Origin of the sequence: Candidatus Rhabdochlamydia sp. W815, from assembly GCF_018642185.1 — a bacterium.
Lineage (GTDB): Bacteria > Chlamydiota > Chlamydiia > Chlamydiales > Rhabdochlamydiaceae > Rhabdochlamydia > Rhabdochlamydia oedothoracis.
Genome location: NZ_JAAVTY010000040.1, coordinates 1 through 11,740 on the forward strand (window position 1 = coordinate 1; position 11,740 = coordinate 11,740).

12 protein-coding genes and 4 pseudogenes are annotated in these 11,740 nt (G+C 37.0%); 10 read left to right on the forward strand and 6 right to left on the reverse strand.

Translation table 11 applies throughout. The annotated features are described in order from the left end of the window. Positions 1–78: 78 nt before the first annotated feature. Both RHOW815_RS04075 and RHOW815_RS04080 read right to left on the reverse strand, forming a co-directional pair. On the reverse strand, positions 79–264 hold the full coding sequence (locus tag RHOW815_RS04075) for a hypothetical protein (protein WP_215217069.1): 186 nt from the start codon (positions 262–264) through the stop codon (positions 79–81). Then, the gene (locus RHOW815_RS04080) at positions 265–498 is read right to left on the reverse strand and encodes a hypothetical protein (protein ID WP_215217070.1); all 234 of its coding nucleotides are present in this window, start codon (positions 496–498) and stop codon (positions 265–267) included. 230 nt (positions 499–728) lie between these two features. Between RHOW815_RS04080 and RHOW815_RS04085 the strand changes: the two genes are divergently transcribed. The 9 genes and pseudogenes from RHOW815_RS04085 to RHOW815_RS08560 all read left to right on the forward strand — a co-directional run. Next, the gene (locus RHOW815_RS04085; protein ID WP_215217071.1) at positions 729–1,358 is read left to right on the forward strand and encodes a V-type ATP synthase subunit E; all 630 of its coding nucleotides are present in this window, start codon (positions 729–731) and stop codon (positions 1,356–1,358) included. A gap of 13 nt (positions 1,359–1,371) precedes the next feature. Next, complete coding sequence (locus RHOW815_RS04090; RefSeq protein WP_220017826.1) at positions 1,372–2,145, forward strand: DUF2764 family protein; 774 nt, start codon at positions 1,372–1,374, stop codon at positions 2,143–2,145. Between the two features lie 6 nt (positions 2,146–2,151). After that, positions 2,152–3,942, forward strand: coding sequence for a V-type ATP synthase subunit A (locus tag RHOW815_RS04095; RefSeq protein ID WP_215217072.1), 1,791 nt, complete (start codon positions 2,152–2,154; stop codon positions 3,940–3,942). Then, positions 3,939–5,246, forward strand: a complete 1,308-nt coding sequence (locus tag RHOW815_RS04100) for a V-type ATP synthase subunit B (RefSeq protein ID WP_215217073.1) — start codon at positions 3,939–3,941, stop codon at positions 5,244–5,246. The genes RHOW815_RS04095 and RHOW815_RS04100 overlap by 4 nt, the downstream gene beginning before the upstream one ends. 11 nt (positions 5,247–5,257) lie before the next feature. Beyond that, positions 5,258–5,875 carry a V-type ATP synthase subunit D gene (locus RHOW815_RS04105; RefSeq protein WP_215217074.1) on the forward strand — a complete coding sequence of 206 codons (618 nt, stop codon included), beginning with the start codon at positions 5,258–5,260 and terminating at the stop codon, positions 5,873–5,875. Beyond that, on the forward strand, positions 5,872–7,791 hold the full coding sequence (locus RHOW815_RS04110; protein WP_215217075.1) for a V-type ATP synthase subunit I domain-containing protein: 1,920 nt from the start codon (positions 5,872–5,874) through the stop codon (positions 7,789–7,791). Before RHOW815_RS04105 ends, RHOW815_RS04110 begins: the two co-directional genes overlap by 4 nt. Before the next feature lie 8 nt (positions 7,792–7,799). Beyond that, the gene (locus tag RHOW815_RS04115) at positions 7,800–8,222 is read left to right on the forward strand and encodes an ATP synthase subunit C (protein ID WP_215217076.1); all 423 of its coding nucleotides are present in this window, start codon (positions 7,800–7,802) and stop codon (positions 8,220–8,222) included. 90 nt (positions 8,223–8,312) lie between these two features. Beyond that, the gene (locus tag RHOW815_RS04120; RefSeq protein WP_215217077.1) at positions 8,313–8,723 is read left to right on the forward strand and encodes a hypothetical protein; all 411 of its coding nucleotides are present in this window, start codon (positions 8,313–8,315) and stop codon (positions 8,721–8,723) included. A gap of 8 nt (positions 8,724–8,731) precedes the next feature. Next, positions 8,732–9,335: pseudogene (locus RHOW815_RS08560) on the forward strand (helix-turn-helix domain-containing protein); the annotation flags it as partial. 51 nt (positions 9,336–9,386) lie between these two features. On the opposite strand, the gene RHOW815_RS04130 reads toward RHOW815_RS08560, so the two are convergent. The 4 genes and pseudogenes from RHOW815_RS04130 to RHOW815_RS09335 all read right to left on the reverse strand — a co-directional run. Then, positions 9,387–9,719 carry a transposase gene (locus RHOW815_RS04130; RefSeq protein WP_256439908.1) on the reverse strand — a complete coding sequence of 111 codons (333 nt, stop codon included), beginning with the start codon at positions 9,717–9,719 and terminating at the stop codon, positions 9,387–9,389. Further along, positions 9,702–9,914, reverse strand: a pseudogene (locus RHOW815_RS08840) (IS630 transposase-related protein); the annotation flags it as partial. The gene RHOW815_RS04130 and the pseudogene RHOW815_RS08840, both read right to left, overlap by 18 nt. A 13-nt stretch (positions 9,915–9,927) precedes the next feature. After that, positions 9,928–10,086: pseudogene (locus RHOW815_RS04135) on the reverse strand (transposase); the annotation flags it as partial. A gap of 18 nt (positions 10,087–10,104) precedes the next feature. After that, positions 10,105–10,206: pseudogene (locus RHOW815_RS09335) on the reverse strand (IS481 family transposase); the annotation flags it as partial. A gap of 166 nt (positions 10,207–10,372) precedes the next feature. Here RHOW815_RS09335 and RHOW815_RS04140 point away from each other — a divergent pair. Then, positions 10,373–11,404, forward strand: coding sequence for an IS630 family transposase (locus tag RHOW815_RS04140; RefSeq protein WP_215217080.1), 1,032 nt, complete (start codon positions 10,373–10,375; stop codon positions 11,402–11,404). The last annotated feature ends 336 nt before the right edge of the window (positions 11,405–11,740 follow it).

An 11,740-nucleotide genomic window follows, 5' to 3' on the forward strand; every position in this document is an offset into this window, starting at 1 on the left:
GAAAAATTGCGAAAGAAAACTACATACAAGCCTGAATATGGTGGTTCTTGCTTTTATTGCTCTACTTTTGAAAAGATTTTAAACAGGCTCTAAGAGAATGGGTTTTTTCGGCAGCATTTTATTAAACTCTTGAGCCCATTTATGTAAACCTTGCTCTGGTTGAGCAATTTGATAGGGATCAATAGCAATTACAGAGGAAATCTCTTTTTTTAAGACCGACCAATCCGACAGTAGGCCTAAAAATCCTGGTAGGGCATAGATCACTTACTTTCTACTTTGATGGATTACACAAGCTAAAACTACAATTCCTATGGCTAAACCAATTCCCCAACCAATCATACTGGTGGAAATAGCTGTAAAGTTACTATCTTCTACTGCAGCTCCTGTTTCCCAAACTTCATTTATCTCTTGTTGGTATACATCTAAACACTTATCAGAGTATAAAGGACTACTTATAATTGTAGTAATGGACAAAAGTGCGCAAATTGCTTTTTTCATGAATTTGTTCCTCTAAATAAAGATAGCTAATTTTATCACAAACAGAAGGGTTTCTTGTAAACTTTAATTTTTTAATTAGTCAGATGAATGAAAAATATCATCTTAAAGTCAATAACTTATAGCTGATTTATCATTTGTTCAAGTATAAATAATAGCACCTGGGTGCGCTTTATGCATCGTTTGGTTCTTTGAAGTGTCAAATTGTTCTGCAAAACACAAGGTTTTTGATAATGGAAACAGGAAAAGATAAAGTAAAAAAGATCTGCGATGTGCTGCGTAAAGAAACGTTAGAGCCCTCCCAAAAGCAGGCTGAAGAAATACTGGAACAAGCCAGTCTACAGGCTCAAGAAATTATTGCGCAAGCCCACTTAAAACAAAAGCAACTGCTTGTCAATGCTAAAGAGCAAATTCAAAAGGAAAGGGCTATTTTTGAATCTTCTCTATCTCAGACAAGCAAACAAGTCATCGAAGCTTTAAAGCAAGAAATCAAAGATAATATATTTCACAAGGAATTATTACATCTGCTTAAAAGTGAGATGAATAAGCCAGAAGTTTTATCTCGACTGATTAATGCGGTTATAGGAGCTATTGAAAAAGAGGGTATTGAATCGGATTTAAGCGTCTATATTCCAGAAGCGGTTCCTGCTCGAGAGATAAACGCGCTTCTTTTACAAAATACTTTGAAAAAATTACAGGAAAAATCTGTTTTGATTGGATCATCTATTCATGGTGGAATGGAGTTAAAATTACATGATAAAAACATTTCCATAGAAATTACAGATGCTTCCTTAGAAGAGCTTATAGAGCGATATAGCCGTAGAGATTTTCATGAAGTAATCTTTAAAAAACAGTCTATTTAAAAGGGATTTTTTAATGAGTCGATATGTTTTTTTAGTGCCTTTTTTGCCTCCTCTTTCTTTGGATAATCCCACAGAGCTATCTTTTGAAGAGCTAATCGGTTTATTACAGGTAAATTTAAGCCGCAAAGATTTAGAGAAAATCAAAGTATTGCGCTTAGCTGTGGATCTATCAAATATTAGGAATCTGCTTTTAGGAAAGCCTATTGATCCGCATGGGAACTTTTCAGAAAAAGAATTAGACGAAGCGCTACTTCTAAAAAGCGATTTACCTCAATATGTCTTTGATTTTCTGGATCAATTTGAAAACAATGCAATAAAATTAAAAAATTTATGGGGATTATTTACGCAGTTTTTTGCAGAAGAAATTGCTAAACAAAGGGGTTTTTTAAAAAGTTATTTGACCTTTGAAAGAGAATCTAGATTGGTTTTACTGAGTCTAAGAGCTATCCAAACTAAAAAAGATCTTCTACAAGAGCTTCAATTTGAAGATCCCTTAGATCCTTTTGTAACAAGCATTTTATTGCAAAAGGATTTAGAAAGATATACGCCTCCTCTTGAATATGCACGTTTGAAAGAGATCTTTTTTACCTATTACAAAGACCCTTGGGAACAATATCGAGCCCTTACAGAATACCAGTTTGCAACTATTGCAGACCTGGCGAGCAAAAGTTTATTTTCTATGGATCGTATTCTCTGTTATGTAGCGCAATTTATATTAGTAGAATCTCTTTACAATTTGAATAAAAGAGAAGGGGAAAAAATTCTTAATACATTTCAAACCGGATAAATAAGGATGAATTCTATGATGAAACAAGAAGCTATTGGCCTGGTAAAAAAAGTCTTTGGAAATCTACTTCATGTCGAATACCAAGGGAATATTCAACAAGGGGAAGTAGTCATGATCCAATTAAATAAGGGACACCCGCTAAAAGCTGAAGTGATTGAGATCATAGGAAATGCTGCTAAAATTCAAGTTTTTGAGGATACTAGGGATATATCGTTTGGTTGCCCAGTAAAATTTTCCTCTCACTTACTAGAGGCTGAATTAGGTCCTGGGCTTTTAACCTCTATCTTCGATGGATTGCAAAATCCCTTAGAGAAAGTAGCTGATGCTGCAGGCTTTTTTTTAAATCGTGGAGTCTATCTTCCTCCCTTAGATAAAAATTGTCGCTGGAATTTTCAACCTACTGTGAACATAGGGGATAGAGTGCATCGGGGAGATTCTCTAGGGTTTACTATGGAAGGTCGGTTTCATCATCAGATTATGGTGCCTTTTGTATACTTCGATCATTACACCATTGAATGGGTGATTCAACCAGGTGCTTACACTATTGACACAGTAGTAGCTCGTGGTGTTGATGATCAAGGAAAAGAACTCTCTTTTACCATGTCTCAAAAATGGCCGATTAAAGTGCCTCTATTTGAAGGGGAGAAAATTAAACCCAGTCAAATGATGAGTACAGGCCTACGTATTTTAGATACGCAATTTCCTGTGCTAAAAGGAGGAACCTTTTGTTCCCCTGGCCCATTTGGTGCAGGTAAAACGGTTATGCAACACCATCTTTCTAAGTATTCCTCCGTAGATATTGTAGTGATTGTCGCCTGTGGAGAACGCGCGGGAGAAGTGGTGGAATTATTGCGCACATTTCCCTATATGACCGATTTTCATACAAATGAGTCTTTAATGAGTCGTACGGTGATTATTTGCAATACATCTTCGATGCCTGTTGCTGCGCGAGAAGCTTCTATTTATACAGGAGCAACAATCGCTGAATATTATCGTCAAATGGGACTGAATGTTTTGCTCTTAGCTGATTCTACTTCCAGATGGGCACAAGCGATGCGGGAGATGTCAGGGCGTTTGGAAGAGATTCCAGGAGAAGAGGCTTTTCCTGCTTATCTAGCTTCTCGCATTGTTGCTTTTTACGAGCGATCAGGAGTGGTTGCACTCTCTCAAGATAGAACGGGTACTTTAACAATTGGGGGAACCGTGTCGCCAGCAGGGGGTAACTTTGAAGAGCCCGTAACGCAAGCAACGCTTACTGCTGTTGGAGCTTTTCATGGACTTTCTAGGGAGCGCTCTGATGCACGTAGATACCCAGCTATTGATCCTTTAATTTCCTGGAGCAAATATATTGAAAAGGTAAGTGTAGAGTTCCAAAAAATAGTTCCTGGTTGGGGAAATATGGTAAAAAGAGCTGCTCGATTCTTGCGTGATGGAGATGAAATCGGAAAACGTATGGAAGTAGTAGGAGAAGAAGGGGTGTCAATGGATGATATGTTGATCTTTCTTAAATCAGAATTATATGAATTTTGTTATCTACAACAAAATGCTTTTGATAAAGAGGATGCGTATTGCCCTTTAGATAGGCAGATTCCCCTATTTATTTTAATCGATAAAATATTTAATACGCCATTTTATTTTTCATCGCATGACGATGCCAGATCTTTTTTCCTCGATTTTCAAAATGAGCTCAAGAATATGAATTTTATGCCTTTTGAATCAGATCGTTATCGGCAAGCATTTGACCGAATAGAAAAAAAGATTCAAACCGCACAAGAACATAAAGGAACAGTCCAGTGAAAAAGGTGTATGACAAGATTGTTGATATGCGAGGTAACTTAATCACTGTTAAGGCAGAAGGAGTTGGCCTTGGAGAATTAGCGCGTATTCAAAAGCAGGATGGCCGTAGCCTATATGCTTCTGTACTAAGAATTGAAAACGACCTTGTAACCTTGCAGTGTTTTGAAAATACCCGTGGAATTGCGACAAATAGTCGAGTCACTTTTTTAGGCAGGCAAATGCAGGCTGTTTGTAGCGATGCTCTTTTAGGACGAAGATTAAACGGTTCAGGCGAACCGATTGATAAAGGTCCAGTAGTTGTAGGAGATGAAATAGAGATAGGAACGGCTTCCTTTAATCCCGTAAGACGAATTGTTCCTCATGAGCTTGTACGGACTAATATTCCTATGATCGATGTGTTTAATTGTCTGGTTAAATCGCAAAAGATTCCTATTTTTTCTGTTGCAGGTGAACCTTATAACGCTTTATTGATGCGCATTGCTAATCAAACAGATGCAGATGTTGTCATTATTGGTGGAATGGGATTGCGTTTTGATGACTACCAAGCGTTTATCGATAATGCAGAAACCTCTGGGTCTTTAGATAAAACAGTGATGTTTATTCACCAGGCAACCGATCCTGCAGTGGAATGTCTTTTAGTTCCGGATATGGTCCTTGCTTGCGCAGAGCGCTTTGCTATGCAAGATAAAAATGTTTTGGTGCTCTTAACAGATATGACGGCTTTTGCTGATGCGATTAAGGAGATCATGATTACTATGGATCAAGTTCCTTCTACAAGAGGATATCCTGGTTCTTTATATTCTGATCTTGCCTCTCGTTATGAGAAGGCAGTGGATATAGAAGGCAGTGGTTCGATTACGATTATTTCTGTGACAACTATGCCAGGCGGAGATGTGACACATCCGATTCCCGATAATACAGGATATATCACAGAAGGACAGTTTTACCTACATGGAGGCAGAATCGATCCTTTTGGTTCTTTATCGCGCTTAAAGCAAAACGTAATTGAGAAAGTAACCCGTGAAGATCACGGCTCTATTGCTAATGCCTCGATTCGTTTATATGCAGATGCTAAAAAAGCCAGAGAGCAACAGAGTATGGGTTTCCCTCTTTCGGCATGGCATAGGAAATTGATTGCTTTTGCGCAATTGTTTGAAGAGCGGATGATGAGTTTAGAATCGAACCTTCCTTTAGAGAAAGCTCTTAATCTGTTATGGCAAACTCTCTCTGAGTGTTTTGATCAACACGAAGTGGGGATAAAACAAACATTGATTGATAAGTACTGGCCTAAAAATAAAATATAAGAATTGGTGTTGTGGCAGAAATAAAACTTACCAAAATGGAGTTGCGTATACAGCAACTCAAACTAGAACAGTTACGAAAATATTTACCGACTCTGCAGATGAAAAAATCGATGCTGCAATTAGAAGTGAGTCATGCTGCTTTAGAAATAGATCGATTCGTTTCTCATCTAGGTGTTAAGCAGGAAAGAGCGCGAAAATATGCGCAGTTACTCACCGATCCGAGCTTTGATCGATTAGTAAATGCAACCCAGATTGAAAATAGAGAAGTCCTTTATGACAATATTGCAGGGATTAATGTTCCTAAACTAGGGAAAATAGATTTTGAAAAAACGCAATACTCCTTATTTGATACACCTCTTTGGTTTGAATCCGTATTAAGTGATATCAGAGATTTGATTGTTGCCAGGGAAAGAGTACAGATAGCTAAACAAAAAAAACAAGTTCTTGAAAGAGAGTTAAAAGAAGTTTCCATTCGCGTGAATCTTTTTGAGAAGATTTTAATCCCACGTGCTAGAGGCAATATTAGAAAAATTAAGATATTTTTAAGCGATCAGCAATTAGCAGCGGTATCTCAAGCTAAGATAGCAAAGAAGAAGATCTATCAACGCTCTCTTGAGGTTAATTTATGATTATTCCCATGAAAAAATATCTCATTCTAGGAGTACAGGAAGATCTTGAATCCTTCTTTAAAAAGGCACAGCAGCAAGGGGTATTAGAGTTTATCCCGGGAAAAAATAAAACGCCTAGCGCAGTCGCTAAAGAAATGCGGTGTTTTATCGATGCAATCCGCATATTGCGTAAACTCAATCCTACAGATAAATCAAAAGACCCAGAACAATCCGCAGAAGAGATTGCTCTCTATATTATTTATTTAAAGAAAGAGATAGAGCGCTTATCAGAACAGATACGGATTATCGGATTGGAAATCGCAAGAGTGTCTCCATTAGGGGATTTTTCTAAAGAGGATATTGCATACATTGAAACGGAAGCAAAAAAAGTCATCCAGTTTTTTTGCATGAAAACGCTCAAAAGAGAAGAGAATCCACCAGATGAAGGTTTGATTTATCTGAGTACCGAATATGACCTAGATTATTTTATGGCTATTCACGCAGCTCCTGTTAACTATCCTCATATGATTGAGATGCGCGTGGATAAATCAGTAGGCGTTTTAAAAGAAGAGCTAGAAGAGACTAAGCAGTCCTTACAGAAAATAGAAAGAGAGCTCAAAGAATCCGTCTGTTTTCAATCTTTTCTGCAAGAAGCGTTGATTACACATCTGAATACCTATCACTTAGAACAAGCGAAAAATACTGTTCAATATCCTTTAGAAAACTCTATTTTTTGTGTGGAAGCTTGGATTCCTCAAAATAAGGTGCGTATCTTATATTCTTTAGTCCATGATATGGCCATTCACTGTGAGTCTATTGCTGTAGAAGAAGGAGAAATAGTTCCTACTTATATGGAAAATAAAGGCATTGCTCGAATTGGTGAAGATCTTGTGCGTGTGTACGATATTCCAGCTCACACGGATAAAGATCCTTCTACCTGGGTATTCTGGTTTTTTGTGCTCTTTTTTTCTATCATTGTTGCGGATGGAGGTTATGGTTTGCTCTATCTTGCCCTAGCGGGTTTTTGTTGGTTTAAATTCCCTAATCTTAAAGGGCAGAAAAGAAGATTTTTAAAATTAGCTACTATTTTGGCAACAGGTTGTGTTTTATGGGGTGTGTGTACAGCTTCTTTCTTTGGGTTAGAGCTTAAACCCAGCGACTGGATTATGCGAATTTCTCCGCTTCAAACACTTGTGGTAAAAAAGGCAGATTACCACTTGCAGCAAAACGATGATGTACAAAAGGAATTAAATGAGAAGTTTCCTCAAATAAGAAGCGCTGTTAATGGACAAGAGGTCATTGAAAAAGCGGTTGAGTACAAAGACGGTAAAACAAGCTATGCTATATCGGATGATTTTTCTAGGAATATTCTGCTAGATTTTTCTATCCTATTGGGAATTGTACATATTTCTTGCTCCCTAATGCGGTATTTCTTCCGTAATTGGGCAGGAGTTGGCTGGGTTCTTTTTATGATAGGCGGTTATTTGTATTTTCCCTCTATCTTGAATGCTACTACTATTTTACATTTTTTAAACCTAGTAAGTAAAACCCAAGGAGCAGAAATTGGCCTGCAGTTGATTTTTAGTGGGATCATTATAGCTGTTGCATTAGCGCTCATTCAAAACCGTTTAAAAGGTTTCAAGCACCTTACACAACTTCTAGAAGTGTTTGCTGATGTGCTTTCCTATTTGCGCCTATATGCCTTAGCACTTGCTGGAAGTATTATGGCAGCTACATTTAATCAATTGGGAAAAAGTGCTGGGCTATTTGGATTTATACCTATTTTAGGAGGACATAGTATAAATATTCTCCTTGGGCTAATGGCAGGTGTTATTCATGGGCTTCGTCTCAATTTTATTGAATGGTACCACTATTGCTTTGATGGAGGAGGACGCTTATTTAAACCTCTAACCTATTTGAAATCGAAAGAAAATTAAGGAGACTTATGGATTATAGTATGGTAGGACCTGCACTAGTTTTAGGATTAGGCTGTGCTGGAAGTGCAATTGGTTGTGGAATTGGCGGTATGGCCTCTCACGCTGTTATGAGCCGCGTAGAAGAAAACCATGGGCAATTTATTGGTATGTCCGCTGTGGCTTCTTCTCAAGCAATTTACGGATTTGTTCTAATGTTGCTTATGAAAGCTAAAATTGTCTCAGGAGAATTATCCCCTCTTTCTGGTATTGGTATTGGTGTATCCGTTGGAGTGGCTTTTCTTTTTTCTTCTATCTACCAAGGGTTATGCGCAGCATCCGGTATTCAAGCTTCGGCTAAACAACCAGCGATTATTGGGAAGTGCTTTGCAGCATTAGGGATTATCGAATCATTTTCCTTATTTGCGTTTGTCTTTGCTCTTTTACTGATTTAAGACCCTCAGGGTTTATCTTTAAATAGGGATAATTATGGCTAAAATTATAGGTGCCTCACGTTTAAAGAATTATCAAAAGCATTTCCAGTAATGGATGAGCAGGTAGCTAAAAGCTTGCCCACCAGAAGGTATCCTCCTATAGGTCGATCAGATACAATAGAGGTGATTAGAGATGCTGAAGGAAAGCCGATAAGGGCAAAAGCTGTTCATGGTACGTGCAATATCTTTAACGATGAAGAAATTCTTCAAGTTCATCCCGTAGTCGGAAGAAAACCATTTGGAAAACGCTTTAATGACTATGGAGGAAAAGAGGAGGTATACATAGACTTTACTCAAGCTTGTAAAGCTATTATTCAACAACAAGCTACAAGAGGATGTAATGCAGCAACTGCAGCTATGCTTATTAAAGATCGAGGCGGAAAACCCGACTTTTACAAACTGCAAGATTGCAACCTTGGAAATGACGAAAATATAAAACAAGATATTAGACTTCTTGCGTAATTAGGTTTTTGCTATACTTCCTTCTTAAATGGAGGGAAAGGAAAAATTACTTAGAACTTCAATCACTCTCACCCGAGCAATTGAGAAGACAGACAGGAGTGAAACGAAAAACTTTTGAAGAAAAGGTCTTCATTTTATTAGAAGAGCAAAACAAAAGATATAGAAAAGCTGGGAGAAAAGGCTTACTTAAGCCTAGAAGACAAGCTTTTAAAGACTTTAGAATATTTGAGAGAATATCGAACGTATTTTCACACAGGTTTTAGTTACGGTCTGAGACAAAGCGCATGTTATCGAGCCTGCAGATGGGTAGAAGACACATGGATTAAAAGCAAGAAGTTTTCACAGCCTGGGAAAAAAGCTATTCTTAAGAGAGACATGGAATACGAAGTAATTCTTGATAGATGCATCAGAAACACCTATAGAGCGTCCCCAAAAAAAGACAAAGATAAAAAGAGGATAAAAAATCGCAATAATAGACAGAAGCATTTTTAATCCGGAAAAAAGAAAAAGCATACGATCAAAATAGTCGTAGATAAGAAAACGAAAAAAGTTGTCAGAATAAACTTTTGTAATGGCAAAAAACATGATTTTAGACTGTTTAAAGAGAGTAGGGTGCGGTGGACAGATCAACGTTGTTATAGTGGTTTAAATTTATTTTTTCTTTTAAGCACATTTTTCTAAAATTGCTTGATCAATAGCTTCTGAAAGAGTAGAAAATGTGTTAAGAGTTGATTGTACTTTTCTCTTAAAGTTAGCCCAAAATATTTCAATTGGATTTAAATCTGGGGAATAAGGGGGTAAAAATAAGACTTCGCAACCAGCCTTCTTGATCATTTCTAAACTCAGCTGTGAATTATGAAAACTTGCATTGTCCATGATGATAACTTGATCGGCTTTAAGTTCAAGAAGGAGCATTTTCTCTAACCATGTATTAAATAAATCAGTATTGCATGTCCCTGTATAACAAAAAGGAGCTATAATAAATGCCTCTGCTATTTCTCTAAGATAAGCATCAGCATGTTCTTGAATATAATATTTTAACTTTTCATTATGGAGTTTACTTGGTGATCTTTGCTTCAACTTGGGAGCTAAATCGCCTTGCTTTTCTAACTTTTTCCAATTTAGAAGAGAACGAGGAGAAACTCCAAAAGCCTGAGCCACCGCTAAAAGAGAACCACATCTTTTTAAATATTTTAGAGCCTGTTTAAAATCTTTTCAAAAGTAGAGCAATAAAAGCAAGAACCACCATATTCAGGCTTGTATGTAGTTTTCTTTCGCAATTTTTCCATAGCCTGCGACATTTTTCTATCCACGCAAAAGAACGCTCTACAACCCATCTTTTGGGAATAACTGTAAAAGTATTAGGATAGTGGAATGAATCTTTTTGCCCCATAGGAGCATCGTGCTGAAACCCTCTCTTCCTCCACTTAAGAACAGTTTTAGGGTTGAGACTCAACTCATCTGCTAATTTGGCTATGCTCTTATGATTGAATCGGAACCACTATATACTCTAGAAAGTTGAAGTCTGGAGTGGATTGAGCTCGATTTTTTGAAAGTTATCAGTATACTGAAATGCATTAGAAAAAAGACTTTTCAAAAACTAAATTCATTGAATTTTTCTCATTGATTGAGTTATAAATCTTACATCTATGCAACCTGAAGCGAACTTTTTAACAAGAAACCAAAAAGACATCCTCAAGGCTCGTCATCGCCATGAACGGGATAAAAGGCTATGCGATAGAATCAAATCTATTTTATTGTTAGATGAAGGGTGGACATACCCACAAGTAGCACATGCTTTACTCCTAGATGAGGATACGATAAGGCGTTACTATAAAACTTATTTAGAAGGTGGCAAAGAAGCATTGCTGAATTTGAACTATGCAGGAAAGGCATGCCGGCTCAATCAAGGCCAACTTAAACAACTAAAAATCTATGTAAAAGAAGAAGCTCCCAGTTCAGCTAAACAAGTTGTCAATTTTGCCAAAGACCACTTTGGAATATGTTATACACCATCAGCTATGGTTTCTTTATTGCATCGGTTAAACTTTACCTATAAAAAGCCTAAGCTGATTCCTGGAAAAGTGAATGAGAAAGCTAAAGAGCTTTTTTCACAAGAATTGCAAAATCTAGAAAAAGAACTCGCTCAAACAGATCAACTGCTTTATTTAGATGGGGTTCATCCTCAACACAATTCCAAACCCTCTTATGGATGGTATGAAAAAGGATCTAAGGCTATATTGCTAACAAATACAGGACGTAAACGTATCAATATCAATGGAGCCTTAGATGTAAAGCGCTTAGAAGTTACAACTCTTTCTTCCGACTCTATCAATGCGCAATCTACTCTTGATTTGTTTAAAAAATGGGAAGAAAAGTATCCTTTTGCACAAAGAATCGTGGTTATATGCGATAACGCTGCCTACTATAGGTCAAAAATCGTTGCAAATTACCTAAAAACATCCAGAGTAGAAATCAAATTCTTGCCTCCTTATTCTCCCGATCTCAATCTGATTGAACGCCTTTGGCGATTCATGAATAAAAAAGTCCGCAATAATCGATATTATGAAAAATTCTTAGATTTTAAGAAGGCAATTTGTGCTTTTTTTGAAAATATTCCTAAATATCGGGAAGAACTGCAACCTCTTTTATCTAGGAAATTTTGCTTAGTTAAATCTTAATTTAAAAACAAACGAGTTCTCTAATTGCACACAAGGGGAATATAAATTCTCTTAATTCTTCATAAGCTCTCCGAGCCGATATTTTGCTTGCAAAATAAAAGGCGTTTTTTAAGATCTTAGGACAGCAAAGTTTAATGCGGGAGATAAGTCCAGGGTTCTCTGCGGAGTCTTTTTGAAGAAAACTATTTTAGATTCTTCGCTCCATTATGCTATCCGAAATGAAATGGGCAAGACAATGTATATTACGGCTTCTAAGAGCCAACTCATTTGTCGTCTTTACCTATTTCTTCGGTTTTCTCCTGCAAAAAATTTTAGTCACTTTTCCTAATGTTTTTA